The organism is Pseudarthrobacter sp. rb (assembly GCF_056389225.1).
In genome coordinates this window covers 160,181-178,224 of the sequence record NZ_JBWJAR010000007.1, presented here as the reverse complement: position 1 = coordinate 178,224, position 18,044 = coordinate 160,181, and the positions used below count along the sequence as shown (strand labels likewise).

Genomic DNA, 18,044 nt, shown 5'->3' with positions numbered 1-18,044 from the left:
GACACGCCCACCGCCCGGAAACGTGACGATCCCGCGGGGCTGATGCGCGGCCGCACCTTCCTATACTTGTTTCACATTGGCTCGAGCCGCCCGTTGAGCGCGGCGCAAAGATATGGAGGGTTCCATGCAGTGGAAACCCAGAGCACTGATCCTCGACCTTTTTGGGGATTACCTTCGATACGCAGGCAGCGAGGTCAAGCTCGCTGATATCACGGCACTGCTGGCAGTTTTCGACATTGAGCCTGCGACCGTACGGGTCAACCTTTCCCGCCTGCGGAAGGAAGGCTGGTTCACCACCCGGCGCGTGGGCCGGGAGACGGTCTATGCACTCACGCCGCATATGCTCGACATCCTCGACGAGGGGCGTGAGCGGATCTTCCGTCGCCGGGATGACAGCTGGAATGGCCGGTGGACGATGGCTATCTACCAGGTTCCAGAATCAGAACGTTCAGTCCGGGAGCAACTGCGGAAGCAGCTCGCCTGGCATGGCTTCGGCCAGCTTTCACCCTCCACATGGCTCAGCCCCCATGACCTGATGACCGAAGTCCGGGAGATTGCCGACGAAAACCCATCCGCGAAAGTCGACGCGCTCTGGTGCGGGACCGGAGATCCTGCAAAAGACCGCGAGCTGGCCGCGAGATGCTGGGACTTGGGTCAACTCGGAAGCGACTACGAGCGGTTCATGGCGACCTATGCACCCCTCAACGACGAGGCCGGCAATGCTGCAAAAGATGGGCGCGAGGCCCTTATCGACCGGACGCGCATCATCGGAGACTTTCGCCGCTTCCTCTTCCGGGACCCATACCTGCCGGCAGAACTCCAGCCCGAAAACTGGCCAAGCAGTGATGCGTACCGGCTCTTCGGAGCCGCCCACAGGCAATTGGGTCCCAAGGCCACCGAGTACGTTTCGCGAATCCTGGGGCACTCAGTTGGCCCGGGCCAGGAGGTTCAGGAGATGGCGGCTGCTGACATGTAACAAATACTTGACGGTGCGCATCGATTGGTTACATACTTGTTGCCGAGACCTCTCTCACCGAATTCCCAATCCTTAGAAGGTGGCATCGATGGCACTTCGCGTAGCCTGCATTGGCGGCGGTCCCGGCGGACTGTTCTTCTCAACCCTGTTCAAGCAGACCGTCCCGGACGCCGAGGTCGTACTCTTTGAACGCAACCAGGCCACCGACGCCTTCGGTTTTGGCGTGGTGTTTTCCGACGCCACGCTCAACCGCATAAACGATGCGGACCCCGTGGTTCGGGACGGCCTCCGCGACTACGGCACCCACTGGGAGGACATCGAAGTCTGGCTCAAAGGTGAACAGAAGTCCTTCAGCGGCAACGGCATGGCCGCCATCTACCGCAAGACGTTGCTGAAGCTAATGCAGGAACGCGCCGCCGAAGTTGGTGTGGACATGCGCTTTGGCCAGTACGTCCCCGACCTGCAGCAACTGGCGGACTTCGACCTCATCGTCGGTGCAGACGGCGCCAATTCGTCCACTCGCGAACAATTGGGCGAGTCGTTGGGTCACACCACCGAGACAGCAACCGCCAAGTTCATCTGGTTCGGTACAACGTACATGTTCAACGGACTTACCTTCGTTCATCGGCAAAGCGAATTTGGCAACTTCGCTGTACACGGTTATCCGATCAGCGAGGACCTCAGCACTTTCATTGTTGAAACGGACGAAGACACGTGGCGGAAGGCAGGCCTGGACGAGTTCGATGCGAGCCAGCCTCCAGGCCCCTCGGACCTGAAGACGCAGCGGTTCCTTGAAAAGCTGTTCGCCGAAGACATCGCCGGGGAGCCGCTGGTAGCTAACAACTCCCGGTGGGCCAACTTCCGGACCCGGCGGACGCGGACCTGGCACAAAGACAACGTCGTCCTGCTGGGGGATGCTGTCCACACGGCACACTTTTCCGTGGGCTCGGGCACGAAGATGGCCATGGAGGACGCCATCACCCTGGTCCGTGAAGTGGCTGCCCACCAGGATGACCTTGAGCAGGCCTTCACCAATTACGAGGCAGAACGCCAACCGCAGGTGGCCAAGATCCAAAACCAGGCCCGTGGCGGCCTGAGCTGGTGGGAGCACTTCGCAAGGTACTACAACTCCTTCGAGCCCACCCAGTTCACCTTCCATTTCTTCTCGCGCAGCATCGACATCGATAAGATCCGCCTGCGGGATCCGGAGCTCGTTGCCTCCGCTGAACAGGACTGGCTGGACAGGCACGGGCATGCGCCCCTTGAAACTCCGCTTCGCGCGGGAACGACAGAGCTTGGCGGGCGCTTGCTGACACTCTCCACCGAGGGCACGGACATTGCGTTGTCCGGACCGGGCGGAAGCATCGCAGTGGTTACGGATCCGGCTCAGGCCAACATCAACACTGCCCTGCTGCTCACGGCGCCGGAAACGGAAGCTGGCCTCGCGGCCGCCTTCACGAAATTGCCTGCAGAAGCTGCGGCTGTTGTGATCCAGGGCGGCAATGCATTCACCCGGATCCTCCTGTCGGAAGAGGCACGCCTCGGACGCGGCCTGACCAGTATCATCGTTGATGATCGAGGAACGGCATCCAACCTGACTTTGGTGCTCTCAGGCCGTACTGACGCCGTTGCTGAGGCAAACGTGGGGGCGACCGATGCATAGCCTGTCTGCCCTTTTCGCTCCCCAGGGCATCATCGTTGTCGGGGCGTCGGGCAGCCCCGAGAAGCTCGGCGCTGTGATGGCGCAGTCACTCTCAAGCTACAGCGCCCCCGTTGAGCTGGTGAACAGCAGGGGCGAGAACGGCATGCACACCAGTATCGCCTCTGCCGCTGCTGCGATACCCGGCGGCCCTGACCTCGCAGTGCTTTGTGTGCCGGCCGCAGCTACCGCCCAGTCGCTGCGGGACAGTGCAGCAAGCGGTGCCAAAGCAGCGCTAGTGTGCGCTGGGGGTTTTGCTGAAGCCGGCGGCCCGGGTCTCGAGTACGCGGCCCAGGTCGAGGCCGCGGTGCGGGAAACAGGTATCCGCTTGCTGGGTCCCAACACCTCCGGATTCTTCGTCCCCCACCGCAATCTCCGAGCCAGCTTTGTTCCTGGAGTAGCCGAGCTGGAGCCCGGATCGGTTGCTGTCGTCGCGGCCAGCGGCGGCGTCAACCACGTCCTTGCGTTCCACCTCGAGCACTCCGGCGCCGGAGTCAGCCTTGCGGCCGGAATCGGTGCAGGTACCGACATCACCGCTCCCGATGTGCTGGATTACCTGATAGCTGATGACCAGACCAAGGCAGTTGCGCTGCACTTGGAAACCGTTTCAGATGGTCCTGCCCTGATCGACGCCGTCTCCCGCCTCAGCGCCGTGAAGCCTGTTGTCGCATTGGTGGTGGGCCGCAACGATGTTTCGGAATTCGCCCAGTCCCACACCGGTGCGCTGGCTACATCCTGGCGCACCACGCGTTCGGTCCTCAAGCAGGCAGGCGCGGTAATCGTCGACGACGAGATTCAACTGGTTGCCGCCGTCACCGCATTGGCCGGGCGCCGGTTGAAGCCTTCTGCGGACCCTGGAGTAGGCCTCATCACCGGGCAAGCGGGACCCGGCTTGCTGATCGCGGATGCTTTGCACAGCGCCGGCGTGGCGCTCCCCCGGCTTGCACAAAGCAGCCAGGACACCATCAGCACCCTGCTCCCGCCACTGACGTTCCAGGCAAACCCTGTTGACACTGGCCGCCCCGGACCAGGGTACGAGCAGATAGTTGCCGCCGTGGCACAAGACCCGTCGATCGACGTCGTCGCTCTTTATGGCCTGACCGAACCCGTGACCGACCTGCCGCTCGCCGTGGCCAACTCCGGTGTAGCCGACACGATGCCGTTTCTTGTAGGGGTGGACGGCCCTGAGGGGGACCAGGAGCGGGCCCGCAAATCCGCGCGCCAGCACGATCTTCCACTGATCTCCGGGCCGACGTCGCTGGCCCAAGGCATTTCCGCCCTCGTGCACGATGCCAGGGGTCAGTTCGAGAAGGCCGAACAACCTGCCGGCACCGTCACATGGCCGAACATTGATGGCCCGTGGGATGAGAACCGTTCCAAAGAACTCCTGGGAGCGCTTGGCATTCCGACGCCGGAACGCCGCGTGTGCAGCAGCCGCACCGCAGCGCAGGAGGCGCTGGCGGAACTTGGCGGTCCGGTGGCTGTGAAGCTCTTGGACGCGGCAATTCTGCACAAAACGGAGATCGGCGGCGTGCACCTCGGCGTTAAGTCCCTAGAGGAGATGGACCACGCCTTGGCAGCACTTGAGGCCGCCGGCGCGCGTGAATTCCTCGTTGAGGCGATGGCGCCCTCCGGCGTCGACCTTGTTGTCGGCGTCCGGCGCGACCCCGTCTTTGGACCGATCGTGGTTTTGGGCCTCGGCGGCACCGCTGCGGAAGTATTTGCGGACATCTCCATCCGGACTGCGCCACTGGCACCGAGGGCAGCCGAGGGAATGCCGGCCGAATTGCAGGCACGGGACCTCTTGTACGGCTTCCGTTCCGGTCCAATGCTGGATACAGCAGAACTGGCGGGCCTCCTGGTCCGGCTGGGAGACGCGCTCGTCTCCAATGAGGCCATCGCGGAAATCGAAATTAATCCCCTGCGCCTGACCCACCAAGGGCTGTTGGCGCTGGACGCAGTAGTGATCAATGTCGAGGAGGACATGAAATGACAAGCCATACCAGTGAGGGAACCACCCCCTGGCCCGCAGACCTTGCAGCCGCATTCCGTGCCAAGGGCTACTGGGAAGACCGTGCTCTCGGCAGTTACGTCATCGAGACTGCCGACCGCCTACCCGACAAAGTTGCGCTCGTAGACGGCGATGTTCGTATCACCTACTCTGAGCTCGTCAATCGGATGGACGCGGCCGCCGAGCGGCTGCTGCAGCTCGGGCTTAAAGCGGACGACCGCATCATGATCCAGTTGCCGAACGGGTGGCAGTTCACCATACTCACCCTGGCTTGTTTCCGTGCAGGCATTATGCCGGTCATGGCCTTGCCCGCGCACCGAAAGTACGAGCTGTCGTTCCTCACTGAGCTGTCCGAATCCCGGGCTATCGCCGTGCCCGACGTTATCAAGGATTTCGACCACCAGTCGCTGGCCGAGGAGCTGGCTGAAGCGATACCCTCGCTGGAACTGATCCTCGTATCCGGCGCCGCCAACCCCCTCAACGTACGTCTCGAAGAGATCCTGGCCCCGGGAACAGACCCCGCCGGCGCCAGGGCCCGCCTGGATGCGGCTGCCCCATCCCCAGACTCACCTGCCCTGTTCCTGTTATCAGGGGGCACCACGGGACTGCCCAAGCTCATCACGCGCACCCACAACGATTACGCGTACAACATCAAGGCCACATCCGTACCTACGGCTGTGGCCGAGGACACTGTGTACCTGGGCACTCTGCCGGCGAGCCATAACTTTCCCCTCGCCTGCCCCGGGATCCTGGGCATCCTTTTTGCCGGCGGCCGGGTGGTCATGTTGCCGAGCCCCGAACCGCGCAAGGCGTTTGCCGCCATTGAGCGGGAGGGCGTCACGCTTTCCACGGCAGTCCCCGCCGTAGCGCAGCGCTGGATCGAGCACCAGGAGGAGACGGGTGGGGACCAGCTCACCACCCTGCAGGTGATTCAGGTCGGAGGTTCCCGTCTGCCCGATGAGATCGCCCACAAGGTCAAACCCGTACTTGGGGCTACGCTGCAGCAGGTTTTCGGCATGGCCGAAGGGCTCATCAACATGACCCGTCTGGACGATCCTGAAGAGGTGATCTGTACTACCCAAGGGCGTCCAGTCTCCGAAGCAGACGAGATTCGTATTGTGGATGAGGCGGGCAATGACCTCCCGGATGGAGTCCCGGGCTCAATCCTGACCCGGGGGCCCTACACCCCGAGAGGCTACTACCGTGCGCCCGAAGCCAATGCCAGGGCGTTCACCCCTGACGGCTGGTACGCAAGCGGCGACATCGTGGAGCGCCGCCTGGACGGGAACCTCATTGTCCAGGGCCGCGACAAGGACATGATCAACCGCGGTGGCGAGAAAATCTCTGCAGAGGAAATTGAAAGCCTCGTCTACCGGCTCGAGGACGTCACCATGGCTGCCGCTGTCGCTATGCCGGATGCGGTGCTGGGCGAAAAACTGTGCCTCTACATCACCGTCAAGCCGGGAACGGAAGTGACTCTTGAACAAATCCAGGAGCTCCTCCGAAATACAGGAGTGGCTGCCTTCAAGATCCCTGAGCACCTCGTTGTAGTCGACGAGCTGCCTGCCACCAAGGTCGGCAAGATCAACAAAAAGGAACTCCGAGCCGATATCGCCGAGCGGCTGGCGACTGCCAGCGCCAACTCAAAGTAGAGGATTGCCATGACTGAGAACCTGACGCATGAATCCGTTGCTGCCAGCCACTCCGTGCCTGAGCCCACGCCGGAGGAGGCTGCCCAGCTTGAGCAGTTGTACCGGGACTTTGATAAAGAGAACCTGATTCCGTTGTGGACGGAGATCGGTGATTTGATGCCGATGGTCCCGTCACCGAAGGCGGTTCCGCATGTATGGCGGTGGGATGACCTGTACCCGCTGGCCGCCCGTGCCGGGGACCTGGTGCCGGTGGGTCGCGGCGGGGAACGCCGTGCCATCGCGCTGGCCAACCCGGGCCTGGGCGGCACCCCGTATGCCACCCCCACGCTGTGGGCTGCCATCCAGTACCTGGGCGGCCGCGAAACAGCCCCGGAGCACCGGCACTCGCAGAACGCGTTCCGTTTCGTCGTCGAGGGTGAGGGCGTGTGGACGGTGGTGAACGGTGACCCGGTCCGGATGTCCCGCGGCGACTTCCTGCTCACCCCGGGCTGGAACTTCCACGGCCACCACAACGACACCGATGAGCCCATGGCCTGGATCGATGGGCTGGACATCCCGTTCGTGCACTACGCCGATGCCGGGTTCTTCGAGTTCGGCACCGAGCGCGTCACGGACGAGGCCACCCCGGACATCTCCCGTTCCGAGCGGCTCTGGGCCCACCCCGGGCTGCGCCCGCTCTCCGGCCTGGAAAACACCACCAACTCCCCCATCGCCGCCTACCGGCGGAAGTACACCGACGCCGCCCTGCGCGAACAGCTCCTCCTCGAGGACGAGGGCCACCCCGCCACAGTGTCCCAGGGCCACGCCGCCATCCGGTACACCAACCCCACCACCGGCGGGGATGTCATGCCCACCATCCGGGCCGAGTTCCACCGGCTCCGCACCGGCGCCGGGACCGAGACGGTCCGCGAGGTGGGCTCCAGTGTCTGGCAGGTCTTCGAGGGCACCGGCACCGTGACCCTGAACGGCGAAACCAGGGTGCTGGCCAAGGGTGACCTGTTCGTGGTCCCGTCCTGGGCCGCCTGGTCCCTGCAGGCCGAATCCGAGTTTGATTTGTTCCGGTTCAGCGACGCACCCATCTTTGAGCGCCTGAACTTCAACCGCACCTACATCGAAGGACGCACCAAGTAATGAAACTCCTCACCCTCCGCACTCCTGCCGGCAACAAGGCGGTCCGCCAGGACGGCGACACCCTGACCGAGATCCCGGGGTTCTCCGACGTCGGGGCCCTGCTGCAGGACCCCAATTGGGAAACCACCGCGAAGGCGGCCAACGGCGCCACGCACCCTTTGGACGGTGCCGACATCGCCGCCGTCGTGCCTTCCCCCGGCAAGATCATCTGCGTGGGCCACAACTACCGCAACCACATCAAGGAAATGGGCCGGGAAGTTCCGGAGTACCCCACCCTGTTCGCCAAGTACGCCGAGTCGCTGATCGGTCCCAACGACGACCTGGCCCTGCCGCAGGAATCGGACACCGTGGACTGGGAAGCCGAACTCGCCGTCGTCATTGGCAAGGCCGGCCGCCGCATCCCCGAAGCCGAAGCCGCTGCGCACATCGCCGGTTACTCAGTGCTCAACGATGTCTCCATGCGCGACTACCAGTTCCGCACCATCCAGTGGCTGCAGGGCAAGACCTGGGAGAAGTCCACCCCGTTCGGACCGGCGCTGGTCACCAAGGACGAGTTCACCGCGGGCCCGCTGATGACCTCCGCCGTGGACGGTGAAGTCCAGCAGTCCACCCCCACCTCGGACCTGGTGTTTACCCCGGAATACCTGGTCTCCTACATCTCCACCATCATCACCCTGAACCCGGGCGACGTGATCGCCACCGGTACCCCTGGCGGCGTGGGCCACGCCCAGGACCCCAAGCGCTACCTGCAGGAAGGCCAGGTCCTGGTCACCACCATCGAGGGCCTGGGCCAGTTGACCAACCGCGTGGTCAAGGAAGCCTGATGGGCGCCCGCCACGACCAAACCACAGACCCGCGCCTGCAGGAAGACCTCCTGCAGGCGCGGCGTGGCACCGCGTTCTTCGCCCGCAAGCTCAACGAGCTTTCCGATGCAGAGCTCGACGGCGGCACCCGCCTTCCGGGGTGGACGCGCCGGCACGTCGTAGCGCACGTGGGCTACAACGCCCGGGCCATCGCGCGGCTGGTGGAATGGGCGGCCACCGGCGTGGAAACACCCATGTACCCCTCCCCCGAGGCCCGAAACCATGAAATCGACTTCGGCGCCACCCTCTCCCCCATCGCACTGCGGCACCTCTTCGACCACTCCGCCGTGCACCTCAACGTCGAATGGCGCGACCTGCCCGCCGACAACTGGCACCACAAGGTCAAGACCGCCCAGGGCCGAACCGTCCCCGCCGAAGAAACCGTCTGGATGCGCACCCGCGAAGTCTGGATGCACGCCGTGGACCTGGACAACGGAGCCAGCTTCAGCGACATCCCCGCACCGGTCCTGGAACGCCTGATCAAGGACATCACCGGCGCCTGGCACACGCGCGGCACCGACACCGGACTCCTCGTCACGGTGGACGGTACGGACCTGGCGTTTGGCGATGCGGGCACCGCTGACCCAACGATCATCACCGGGCCGCTCCCCGCCGTCGCCGAATGGGCCGCCGGCCGCGGCAACAGCGGCGTCACCGCCACCGGCCCGGGCACCACCGAAGGCACCCCCGCAGCACCGAAATGGATCTAGGGCGAGGGGCTTTTGCGATGACGAGAATGCTGATTATTGGACCTCCCGGTTCAGGAAAAGGAACGCAGGCGGAGCGGATTTCAGAGCGCCTCGGCGTTGTGGCCATCTCCACCGGCGACATCTTCCGTGCCAACGTGAAGAGTGGCACCCCGCTGGGCGTCAAGGCAAAGAAGTACATGGACAACGGCGACTTCGTCCCGGACAGCGTAACCAACATGATGGTCCGTGACCGCCTGAACGAGTCCGATGTCGAGAACGGCTTCCTGCTGGACGGCTACCCGCGCACCACCGCGCAGGTGGACTACCTGGACGAGATCCTCGCTGACGCTGACGAGAAGCTCGACGTAGTCCTGCAGCTCACCGCCGACGACAAAGAGCTGGTGCACCGCCTCCTGGGCCGTGCCAAGGAAACGGGCCGGAGCGACGACAACGAAGCCGTCATCCGCCACCGCCTGGACCTGTACAACGAGCAGACCGAACCCGTGGTGGCGAAGTACGCCGAGCGCGGCATACTCACCCAGGTCGACGGCGTCGGCGGCATCGACGAGGTCACCAACCGCGTGATGCAGGCCATCAAGGCAGTACAGGCCATCTAGCCTTCAGCGAAATGGCGCCGGCATCCGCTTATGCGGGTGCCGGCGCCATTCGTCGTTTATGAGTTTGGCTGCCGCTTAGGCCAGGGCTGCCAGGGTACGGTTACCGTTACGACCAAAGAGCAAAGCGTCGACGGAGAATCGGCCTGCCCCGACGATGGCGAGGGCTGCGGCGCCGGCCGCCAGGACGAGTACGAGTTCGTAACCACCTTTGTCAGCGAAGATTCCGGCCGGGGCGTGCACCAGGAAGAGGGCGCCAAGCATGTCCAGTGCCAGGAGGATGGCCACGGGACGAACCAGCACGCCGACAATGATGGCGGCGCCCCCAAGGAGTTCCAGGAAGCCGATCGCCGGAGCAACCAGCTGCGCGGCCGGTACCCCCATCTGTGCGAACGCTGCCTGGGTGCCGGGGATGGTGTAGTCGAAGATCTTCTGCCAGCCATGGGCGAAGAAGATAACGCCCACAACGAGGCGCAGGACTGTGCGGGCGATGTTGGACTGGGTGGCAGCGGGCTGAATCGGAGAAGTCATGGTGCGGTCCTCTTTTCTCGCCTTCTGAAGCCTGCAGTAGCGGTCTTCAAAAGGAATAAGTTGATGTTTCAAGTAATAGCCTATGGCAGATTACTTGTCGCGTCAACTATTTTCACGGGGCCCGCTTTGGCGCCGCCCCCTATAGCCAAACTCACTCAGGCCCGTCATGCCGGCGGTACAGAGGGGCCATCGCTGCGTCAGGGTCGAGCTTCTCCAACAAGGCATCGGCAATCCCCCGCAACTGACCGAGCTGCTCCGGAGTTAGTGCATCGATAACGTTCCGCCGCACGTTTTCCACATGCCCGGGCGCGGTCTCGACAATTTTGCGCTGCCCCCCGGCGGTGAGGCGGGCGTTGGTTGCACGCCGATCCTCGGGGCACGGAAAGCGCTCCACCAGGCCGCGTGCTTCAAGACGCTTTACTACGTGGGACAGGCGCGCCAGCGTGGCGCTCGTCTGCGCTGCCAGATCTGTCATCCTCAGCGTCTGCCGCGGAGCTTCCGAAAGCATGGCGAGCACGTAGTACTCGAAGTTCGTCAGATCCGCGTCGCGGCGGAGCTGGGAGTCAAGCGCATTCGGCAGCAGCTCGACCACCGTATACAGCCGCACCCAGGCGGCCAATTCATCCCTTGTAAGCCATCGTGTCTCCATGCCTTCATTCTTCCCCAAATTGGTTGTTGCAACAACTAACTTCGGGCGCTACTATTTAGTTGAAGCCTCAACCAATGGGGCCTGCACACAAAGGAGACCGTTATGACTGCAGTAAGCATCCTCGGACAAGGCAACATGGGCTCGGCTATCGCCGGCATCGCAGAGAAGGGCGGCAATACCGTCCAGGTCCTCGGCAGCGGGGACACCGACAAGACCATTACCGGAGAGATTGTCGTTCTGGCCGTTCCCTACCCGGCCGTGCAGGAGATCCTGGCCCAGCGTGGCGAGCAGCTCGCCGGCAAGATCATTGTTGACATCACGAATCCGCTGAACTTCGAAACCTTCGACTCCCTGACCGTGCCGGCCGATTCCTCAGCCACCGCCCAGATCCAGGCCGCGCTTCCCAACTCCAGCGTAGTGAAGGCGTTCAACACCACCTTCGCAGCCACCCTGGCCTCGGGCGAAATCGCCGGGCAGCCCACTACAGTGCTGATCGCCGGGGACGACGCGGACGCGAAGACCCGGCTCGCCGGGCTCATCTCCGCCGCCGGGCTGCGCGCCATCGACGCCGGATCGCTGCGCCGGGCACGGGAGCTGGAGGCAACGGGCTTCCTGCAGATCGCCCTTGCCGCCGGTGAAAAGATCGCCTGGACCGGCGGCTTCGCCGTCAAGGCCTAAACAGGCAGTCAACCCGACTCCGCACCACCGTACTTTCCGGGAACCGGCCGGCTAATAGGCCGGCTCCCGGACCACGGGCGCGGCTTCCGTACCGAGAAAGAACCACCTTCCGATGCCAGTCTCACCCGTCCGGCTGAACCATGCCGTACTCTTCGTCACCGACCTTGCCAGGGCCGAACGCTTTTATACCCAGCTCTTCGGAATGGAAGTCGTCGCCCGCGAACCGCGCGCCAACGCGTCCTTCCTGAGGCTTCCGCGCTCCGGTAACCACCACGACCTCGGCCTCTTCGGGGTAGGCGATACCGCGCCGCCCAAGGTGCGTGGCGCCGTCGGGCTCTACCACCTTGCCTGGCAGCTGGACACCATCGAAGAGCTAGCGGAAGCCCGAAGGACCTTGGAAGAAGCCGGCGCGTACACAGGTCAATCCAGCCACGGGGCCACGAAAAGCGTCTACGGGGCGGATCCGGACGGCAACGAGTTCGAACTTATGTGGATGCTTCCCCGCCAGCATTGGGGCGAGTACGCGAACACCGCGCCCGTTGAGCCGCTGGAGCTCGACGACGAACTGCGCAGATGGTCCGGTGTACCCACCGCTGGCCGAATCACCGAAACTAATCCTGATGAGGACAACCAATGAATAACGCCTTCGACGAACCCACGGTTGTCTGGCACACCCCTGACACCACCGACCGTCCCCTGGTGGTGCTGCTGCATGGACGCGGCGCGGACGAGACCGGCATCATCGGTTTGGCCGGACACTTGCCAGCGGGCCCGTCGTATGCCGCTGTCCGCGCACCGATTCCGGCCGGAGGGGGCTACGCCTGGTTTGCCAACCGTGGAATCGGCCGTCCGGTGGCGGAGTCCCTCAATCAGACGATGGCTTGGTTCCGCAAGTGGCTCGACAACGTGGCACCTCCGGGTCGCCAGGTGATACTCGTCGGCTTCAGCGGCGGCGCAGCCTTTGCAGGAGGTCTGCTCCTGTCCGATCCACAGCGTTTCGCAGGCGCTGCCATCCTCTACGGAACATTACCGTTCGACGCCGGCGTCCCAACTTCACCTGCCCGCTTGGCCGGGGTGCCGGTTTTCGTTGCCCAAGGCGAGACCGACACTGTCATCCCCCGCGAGCTCCTGGACCGAACGTGGACCTACCTGCTCGGTGATTCCGGCGCACCCAGCTACGCCCGCCGCGATCCCGGCTTGGCGGCCACGGCCTCACCAATGACACTGTTGCGGAGCTTGGCGGCTGGATCGCGGAGCGTTTGCACTTCCTCGCCTCCCGCGGCACTCTGCCGTCCGACGATGGCACCTGGAACGCCTTTCCCGACGGCGCGCTCCCGGTTCGTTCCGGCGCTCGCCCCGATGTTTCCTGGTCGATACCGCAGGAGCAGCGCTCCGACAATAGCCCGCGCCACGTCCGGGAGCGGCTCCTGGACCGTGTCCTCGCCTTGCCCGGGGTAACTGCACGCCAGTCAGCCATCTCCGTGCCCGGTGCATCCGGGTTCATGGTCGAACGCGACGCACGGGCGCCGCTTGACGCATTCCTCGTTCCACAGGCCGGAGAGTTTGCGCACCTCCACCCCGAGTACGATGGATCACTGCATACGGCCCTGCCTCCGGCCCTTGCCCGCGAGGCCATAGCCAAAGGTTGGGGCGTGGCTCATCCCCTGGCCGGGATCCGGCTTGCCCGGGGAATGGTCATGATCTATGGACCACGAAACGACGCTGAGCTTGATGTCGTCACCGGAATCCTGCAGACAAGCCACGCCTACGCCACGCTCCCCGCAGGCAGCGGGAACGCCTGACATTCCGCGGAGCCATGGCCAGAGACGGCCATGGCTCCCTTGCGCCTAGCTCTGGCGGACAGCAGCCCTCACGGTTTGCGAGAGGTGGATCGCCCTGGCATCCGCGCCGCCCGGCAGTTGCATCTGGAGCGGGATATAGCCAAAGCTGATGCCGTACAGCGGGTCAGCGTACCCGAGCGCCCCACCGGCACCATCATGGCCAAACGCCTGGTAGCTGCCAAAATCAGAGCCTGGGTGGGGCTTCATGAAAACGACACCGAACGACGCCGGGAAATTCAGGACCCTGTCCACTCCCCACACCTGCTGCTGCCCCATTGCCGCAACAGTATCGGAGTCTACGAGGGCATCCCCCGTCAGGCCAATGGCTGCTGCGTAAACCTGCGCCAGCCCCCTTGCCGATCCGATACCGCCAACTGCGGCAGGGCCAGCCGCCCGCACTTCGCGGCGATTGGGTGAGTAGGGACCCAGGTTTGGCGGTACAAGGCTGTTGACACCGTTGAACATCAGGGCGCCAAGACCATCCGGCGACATCTGGCTTGCGGACATGATTTCAAGCTGTTCGGTCGTAGGTTGCGCGGGACGTACTGCTTCGAACCGATCCTCTTCTGATTCCGGCAGGCCGAGCCAAAAGTCAATGTCCCGGGGTGCGCGGACGGTGTTCTCGTAGAGTTCCTGCAAGGTCAGGCCCGTAATCCGCCGCACCAGTTCCTCGATGACGGATCCGATGGTCAGGCCGTGATAACCGAAGCTTGATCCCGGGCGCCAGTACGGCCGTTGCGTCGCGAGTTTGGGTGCCGCGCGGCGGGAGTCCAGTATGTCCGCGGTTTCCAGCCCCGCGTCCACGTTGATCAGTCCAGCCTGGTGCGACAAGAGCTCGCGGACAAGCACCCGTTCTTTTCCGTTGGCGCCAAATTCCGGCCAATAGTGAACCACCGTTTGATCAAGGTCCAGCTGTCCTGAGCTGACCAGCGTCGCCAGGGCTATTGCGGCGACGCCTTTTGTCGCCGAGAACGTTCCCGTCAACGTGTCGCGTTCCAGGCCGTCTCCACCGACCAGATCAACCACGAGGTGGTCCTTCCAGTACACGGCCAGCTGGGCGCTGTAATTGAGGTCCTCGGCGAGATAGGCATCAAACTGGGCCTGTACGTCCTCGAACCCGGGTGCGACGGTGCCTGTGGACTGGCTTTTGGCAGGAGCCGTGACGGCTGACATATGCTTCGGACCTTTCCTTGGAAACTAGTGGTGGGCCGGCGACTGGCTGCCCGGTGCTGCCGTCCCGGCGGCACCGCGGAGCCAGGCGAGCATTTGCTCAACGGAGTGTTTGGCTGGTCCTGTGTGGGGATGGTCCAGGTGTCCGTGCATGCTGTCCGGTTCCATCTCCATGCGGACTGGCACTCCTGCGGCTTCCAGTTGGGCTGCGAAGAGTTCCCCTGAGGCGCGCAGGGTGTCAGATTCGGAATTGATGATGTAGACGGGGGGAAAACCCTTGACGTCGCCCTCCCCGGCGAACGCATGCGCGTCCTTGAACGTGTCCTCACTGCCGGCGAAATTCAGGTTGATGTCCCGGATGAAGTCCGGCCCGAAGGCAAGGTCAGCGGGAACGCCGGCCATCTTCCCGCGCAGATCCTCGTTGAGCGGGGGAAGCTCGGCGTGGACGAGAGGGTATGCGAGCAGCAAGGAAGCAGGCATCTGCCCGGATTCGTCCCTCAGCCGTCCCGTCAGCGCGGCAGTCAGCGCGGCGCCGGCGCTTGCCCCGCCAAGATGAAGGTCTCCCACAGTCTGCAACCCCAGAGATTCAAGATTCTCACTTGCCCAGCGCCAACCGGCGAGTACGTCGTTTGACGGGGCCGGATACTTCACGCCGTGAAGGGCCTTGCGATAGTCCAGTGACAGCACTGAAATTCCGTGCGAGGCGAGGTAGAGGCTGACCCAGTGCGCCTCGGGCATGTCCAGGTCGCCGGCAATGAAGGCCCCACCGTGGACCCAGACGAGTCCAGCCAGGGCTTCGCCGGGACAACGGTACAGGCGTCCGGGGACCCGGCCCTCGGGGGTCGGGACATCAATGTCGACTGCAGATACAGCGACCAACTCCGGATAGATGGACACAAGTGACTGGTGGTCTGTGTCAGTTCTGGGGTCCGGGAAGGGCCCGTTCAGCTCCAGGCCGCGGATCAGCTGGCCGGCCATTGATGTACTCGGGACTTGCGTGCCTGTATCGGCCATGTCTTTGTCGTTCCTTCTCTTGAGGGGCCCTAGTCCTGGACAAGTTCCAGCGTTGCCTGCAGCGGGAGTTCGTTGACGGAGGTGCCGATGCGGAGGGTGTACATGCCCGGCTCGTAGGTCCAGCCGTTGTCCCAGTACGCAAGGAGCCGGGTGGGGACGTCCACACTGGCTGTAACGGTTTCGCCGGCTTCTGCCCATACAGGAACGGAGGCGACAAGCCATCGGATAGGGCGGTCGACGGCGGAGTCTGGCCTTTCCGCGTATACCTGCACGACGTTCTTGCCGGCGCGGGCGCCGCTATTCGTAAGTGCGATGGTGACTGGAAGAGCTGTATCCGCCGTGGCTGTGGCCGGGGCATCCACGGAATCCAGGTTCCAGTGCGTGTAGCCAAGCCCGTACCCAAATTCGTATGCCGGCGTCCTTTCGGCCTTGAGCCAGGCACGGTAGCCGATATGGATCCCTTCGTCGTAGGTGAGGGTCCCGTCGGCCTCGGGCGTGACATTGATGACGGGCACGTCCTCCCGGCGTGCGGGCCATGTGGTGGGCAGTCGGCCCCCGGGCTCGGCTTCCCCCGTCAGGATGTCGGCAAGTGCATGGCCGAACTCTTGACCGCCGAAGTAGCCGATCAAGGTCGCCGCTACTTCGTCGCGCCAAGGCATCAGGACAGGCGAACCGGAGTTCACGATGACGACAGTGCGGGGGTTGGCAGCCGCCACGGCGTGGACCAAACGGTCCTGCGTGCCGGGGAGTTCGAGGGAGGAACGGTCGTATCCCTCGGACTCAACGCGGGAATTGGTGCCCACTACGACGACCGCAACGTCGGCAGCGCGCGCAGCTTCCACCGCTGCGGTAATGAGGCCGTCGGGGTCCGCATTGTCGGCTTCGGTACCAATCGTGATTCCGAGCGTGTTCGATAGTGCCCCTGCCGTCTTGCTGGTGAGTTCTACCCGTACGTTGAGTGGGGTGCCCTCGACCACGTCCACCGGAACCGAGGCTGCTGGCGGCGCGAGCAATGCGGCCCCCAGGTCCGTTCCAACAGCTTCAACCGTGGCGTCATGGACAAGTACGCCATTCACGAAAATACGGCCATGCCCCACGCTGGAGAAGCCGAGCCGAATGGTGCCGGTCTCGTGCGGTGTGTAGATGGTGTGGAACTGAACCGTCGATGCTGTCGAGATGGGTGCGTCTCCTCCGAACCAGACCAGCGCTGTAGAGCGTCGGTCCTCGGTGAAGAGCTCGTGACCGTTGGCGTCCAAAAAGCGAACTCTGATGCCGGGGGCTCCGGTGACCGGATTGGTGATTTGTTCCAGGGGGAATTCCGCGATCCCTTCCTGCACTACCGCTCCCACTGTGTAACTGACGTTGTCTGGACCGAAAGCAGCGCGGATCCCGTCCAGGGGCGTGACTATTCTTTCGGGAACCACCGTGGCGGAGCCGCCGCCCTGTGTGCGGGCGTAGCGTGCGTTGTGTCCGATGACCGAAACCTTTCGGACCGCGGTTGGATCCAGTGGAAGCAGGCCGTCGTTTTTCACCATCACGGTACCCGCAATAGAGGCTTCCCGGGCGAACGCGACAAGGTCCTCCCGGTCCGCGGGTTCGGGCCGGACGGCCTCGAAGCCTTCCAGGGCACCCACCCGGGCGGCGAGCTGCAGAATCCGCAACACCTTGCGCTCGATCGCGGATTCCGGAATCCGGCCGGCTTTCACCGCCGCGACGAGGGCTTCACCCCAGGGGCCATCCGGCCCCGGCATAACGAGGTCCTGGGAAGCGGCGGCACTGTCGATGCTGCGGACTGCAGTCCAGTCGCTGATGACCACGCCGTCGAAACCCCATTCGCTGTTCAAGGGGGTTTCCAGAAGGTCGTTTTCGGTCGCGGTGATGCCGTTAATGGAGTTGTACGCACTCATCACCAGCCACGCTTTCGATTCAACGATGGCCTTTTCGAATGCGAGAAGATAAAGCTCCCGCAGTGGCCGGTCCCCCACCTTGACATCGACGGTGAACCTGTCAGTTTCAGAATCGTTGGCCACGTAGTGCTTGGGGGTGGCGCCCACACCATTGCGCTGCACACCTGACACGTAGGCGGCCGCCAGCTCGGCTGTCAGCACCGGGTCTTCACTGAATGCTTCGAAGTGCCTTCCCCCCAGCGGGGAACGGTGCAGGTTGATCGTCGGCCCCAGGACCACGTCCACTCCCTTGCGCCGGGCTTCAACAGCCGACGCCGCCCCAAGCCGGTCGGCGATGGCCCGATCCCACGAGGAGCTGATGGCGGCAGCTGATGGAAAGTTCATGGACGGCTCACGCTCGTCCCAGACTTCACCGCGGACGCCCGTCGGACCGTCTGAGAAGAGCATGCGCCGCAGCCCGATCTTTTCGAGTGGCCAGGTAGTCCAGAAATCACGTCCCGTCAGCAGTTGGATCTTTTCCGCAAGTGTCAGTTCAGCCATCAGGGACTTCAGTCGTGCGTCGGTGCTGTGGTCGGTTTTTGCTGCGTCGGTGAGGAATTCCATGGTGGCTTTCTTGGCT

At 63.8% G+C, this 18,044-nt stretch carries 17 protein-coding genes; 12 read left to right on the top strand and 5 right to left on the bottom strand.

What is annotated here, in order from left to right:
* Positions 1-124: 124 nt before the first annotated feature.
* The 8 genes from ACWRN3_RS11730 to ACWRN3_RS11695 all read left to right on the top strand — a co-directional run bounded on the left by ACWRN3_RS11730 (position 125) and on the right by ACWRN3_RS11695 (position 9,638).
* A complete protein-coding gene (locus ACWRN3_RS11730) occupies positions 125-976 on the top strand; it encodes a PaaX family transcriptional regulator (protein WP_255175295.1) in 852 nt (283 codons plus the stop codon).
* An 88-nt stretch (positions 977-1,064) separates the two neighbouring features.
* Positions 1,065-2,639: an FAD-dependent monooxygenase gene (locus tag ACWRN3_RS11725; RefSeq protein ID WP_255175294.1), complete on the top strand. Its 1,575-nt coding sequence runs from the start codon at positions 1,065-1,067 to the stop codon at positions 2,637-2,639.
* Positions 2,632-4,668, top strand: a complete 2,037-nt coding sequence (locus tag ACWRN3_RS11720; RefSeq protein ID WP_324644936.1) for an acetate--CoA ligase family protein — start codon at positions 2,632-2,634, stop codon at positions 4,666-4,668. Before ACWRN3_RS11725 ends, ACWRN3_RS11720 begins: the two co-directional genes overlap by 8 nt.
* Positions 4,665-6,338: a (2,3-dihydroxybenzoyl)adenylate synthase gene (locus tag ACWRN3_RS11715; RefSeq protein WP_476740745.1), complete on the top strand. Its 1,674-nt coding sequence runs from the start codon at positions 4,665-4,667 to the stop codon at positions 6,336-6,338. Before ACWRN3_RS11720 ends, ACWRN3_RS11715 begins: the two co-directional genes overlap by 4 nt.
* Before the next feature lie 9 nt (positions 6,339-6,347).
* Positions 6,348-7,469 carry a cupin domain-containing protein gene (locus ACWRN3_RS11710; RefSeq protein ID WP_476740744.1) on the top strand — a complete coding sequence of 374 codons (1,122 nt, stop codon included), beginning with the start codon at positions 6,348-6,350 and terminating at the stop codon, positions 7,467-7,469.
* Positions 7,469-8,293 (top strand): fumarylacetoacetate hydrolase family protein, encoded by an 825-nt coding sequence (locus ACWRN3_RS11705; protein WP_476740743.1) that lies wholly within the window; start codon positions 7,469-7,471, stop codon positions 8,291-8,293. The genes ACWRN3_RS11710 and ACWRN3_RS11705 overlap by 1 nt, the downstream gene beginning before the upstream one ends.
* A complete protein-coding gene (locus ACWRN3_RS11700; protein ID WP_476740742.1) occupies positions 8,293-9,042 on the top strand; it encodes a maleylpyruvate isomerase family mycothiol-dependent enzyme in 750 nt (249 codons plus the stop codon). Before ACWRN3_RS11705 ends, ACWRN3_RS11700 begins: the two co-directional genes overlap by 1 nt.
* A 26-nt stretch (positions 9,043-9,068) precedes the next feature.
* Complete coding sequence (locus tag ACWRN3_RS11695) at positions 9,069-9,638, top strand: adenylate kinase (RefSeq protein ID WP_255175571.1); 570 nt, start codon at positions 9,069-9,071, stop codon at positions 9,636-9,638.
* A 75-nt stretch (positions 9,639-9,713) separates the two neighbouring features.
* Here ACWRN3_RS11695 and ACWRN3_RS11690 read toward each other — a convergent pair whose 3' ends face one another.
* Together ACWRN3_RS11690 and ACWRN3_RS11685 are read right to left on the bottom strand one after the other, a co-directional pair.
* Positions 9,714-10,166, bottom strand: a complete 453-nt coding sequence (locus tag ACWRN3_RS11690) for a DoxX family protein (RefSeq protein WP_324644932.1) — start codon at positions 10,164-10,166, stop codon at positions 9,714-9,716.
* Between the two features lie 151 nt (positions 10,167-10,317).
* Complete coding sequence (locus tag ACWRN3_RS11685; protein ID WP_255175287.1) at positions 10,318-10,815, bottom strand: MarR family winged helix-turn-helix transcriptional regulator; 498 nt, start codon at positions 10,813-10,815, stop codon at positions 10,318-10,320.
* 102 nt (positions 10,816-10,917) lie between these two features.
* On the opposite strand from ACWRN3_RS11685, the gene ACWRN3_RS11680 reads away from it, so the two are divergent.
* The 4 genes from ACWRN3_RS11680 to ACWRN3_RS11665 all read left to right on the top strand — a co-directional run bounded on the left by ACWRN3_RS11680 (position 10,918) and on the right by ACWRN3_RS11665 (position 13,295).
* Positions 10,918-11,493, top strand: coding sequence for an NADPH-dependent F420 reductase (locus ACWRN3_RS11680; protein WP_255175286.1), 576 nt, complete (start codon positions 10,918-10,920; stop codon positions 11,491-11,493).
* Positions 11,494-11,605: 112 nt separating this feature from the next.
* Positions 11,606-12,130 (top strand): VOC family protein, encoded by a 525-nt coding sequence (locus ACWRN3_RS11675; protein WP_255175285.1) that lies wholly within the window; start codon positions 11,606-11,608, stop codon positions 12,128-12,130.
* Positions 12,127-12,951 (top strand): alpha/beta hydrolase, encoded by an 825-nt coding sequence (locus tag ACWRN3_RS11670; protein WP_476740741.1) that lies wholly within the window; start codon positions 12,127-12,129, stop codon positions 12,949-12,951. Before ACWRN3_RS11675 ends, ACWRN3_RS11670 begins: the two co-directional genes overlap by 4 nt.
* Positions 12,952-12,995: 44 nt before the next feature.
* Positions 12,996-13,295, top strand: coding sequence for a luciferase domain-containing protein (locus ACWRN3_RS11665; RefSeq protein WP_476740740.1), 300 nt, complete (start codon positions 12,996-12,998; stop codon positions 13,293-13,295).
* A 45-nt stretch (positions 13,296-13,340) separates the two neighbouring features.
* Here the strand turns inward: ACWRN3_RS11665 and ACWRN3_RS11660 are convergent, their stop codons facing one another.
* The 3 genes from ACWRN3_RS11660 to ACWRN3_RS11650 are packed head-to-tail and all read right to left on the bottom strand — an operon-like array spanning position 13,341 to position 18,028.
* Complete coding sequence (locus ACWRN3_RS11660) at positions 13,341-14,507, bottom strand: serine hydrolase domain-containing protein (RefSeq protein ID WP_255175282.1); 1,167 nt, start codon at positions 14,505-14,507, stop codon at positions 13,341-13,343.
* Positions 14,508-14,531: 24 nt separating this feature from the next.
* Positions 14,532-15,518, bottom strand: coding sequence for an alpha/beta hydrolase (locus tag ACWRN3_RS11655; RefSeq protein WP_476740739.1), 987 nt, complete (start codon positions 15,516-15,518; stop codon positions 14,532-14,534).
* Between the two features lie 29 nt (positions 15,519-15,547).
* Positions 15,548-18,028: a beta-glucosidase family protein gene (locus ACWRN3_RS11650; protein ID WP_324644925.1), complete on the bottom strand. Its 2,481-nt coding sequence runs from the start codon at positions 18,026-18,028 to the stop codon at positions 15,548-15,550.
* Positions 18,029-18,044: the final 16 nt, after the last annotated feature.

Coding starts and splice junctions, on each gene's coding strand:
- ACWRN3_RS11700 (WP_476740742.1), top strand. CDS start 8,293: ATGGGCGCCCGCCACGACCAAACCACAGACCCGCGCCTGCAGGAAGAC.
- ACWRN3_RS11720 (WP_324644936.1), top strand. CDS start 2,632: ATGCATAGCCTGTCTGCCCTTTTCGCTCCCCAGGGCATCATCGTTGTC.
- ACWRN3_RS11675 (WP_255175285.1), top strand. CDS start 11,606: ATGCCAGTCTCACCCGTCCGGCTGAACCATGCCGTACTCTTCGTCACC.
- ACWRN3_RS11665 (WP_476740740.1), top strand. CDS start 12,996: ATGGTCGAACGCGACGCACGGGCGCCGCTTGACGCATTCCTCGTTCCA.
- ACWRN3_RS11690 (WP_324644932.1), bottom strand. CDS start 10,166: ATGACTTCTCCGATTCAGCCCGCTGCCACCCAGTCCAACATCGCCCGC.
- ACWRN3_RS11705 (WP_476740743.1), top strand. CDS start 7,469: ATGAAACTCCTCACCCTCCGCACTCCTGCCGGCAACAAGGCGGTCCGC.
- ACWRN3_RS11670 (WP_476740741.1), top strand. CDS start 12,127: ATGAATAACGCCTTCGACGAACCCACGGTTGTCTGGCACACCCCTGAC.
- ACWRN3_RS11650 (WP_324644925.1), bottom strand. CDS start 18,028: ATGGAATTCCTCACCGACGCAGCAAAAACCGACCACAGCACCGACGCA.
- ACWRN3_RS11680 (WP_255175286.1), top strand. CDS start 10,918: ATGACTGCAGTAAGCATCCTCGGACAAGGCAACATGGGCTCGGCTATC.
- ACWRN3_RS11710 (WP_476740744.1), top strand. CDS start 6,348: ATGACTGAGAACCTGACGCATGAATCCGTTGCTGCCAGCCACTCCGTG.
- ACWRN3_RS11660 (WP_255175282.1), bottom strand. CDS start 14,507: ATGTCAGCCGTCACGGCTCCTGCCAAAAGCCAGTCCACAGGCACCGTC.
- ACWRN3_RS11685 (WP_255175287.1), bottom strand. CDS start 10,815: ATGGAGACACGATGGCTTACAAGGGATGAATTGGCCGCCTGGGTGCGG.
- ACWRN3_RS11730 (WP_255175295.1), top strand. CDS start 125: ATGCAGTGGAAACCCAGAGCACTGATCCTCGACCTTTTTGGGGATTAC.
- ACWRN3_RS11695 (WP_255175571.1), top strand. CDS start 9,069: ATGCTGATTATTGGACCTCCCGGTTCAGGAAAAGGAACGCAGGCGGAG.
- ACWRN3_RS11725 (WP_255175294.1), top strand. CDS start 1,065: ATGGCACTTCGCGTAGCCTGCATTGGCGGCGGTCCCGGCGGACTGTTC.
- ACWRN3_RS11715 (WP_476740745.1), top strand. CDS start 4,665: ATGACAAGCCATACCAGTGAGGGAACCACCCCCTGGCCCGCAGACCTT.
- ACWRN3_RS11655 (WP_476740739.1), bottom strand. CDS start 15,518: ATGGCCGATACAGGCACGCAAGTCCCGAGTACATCAATGGCCGGCCAG.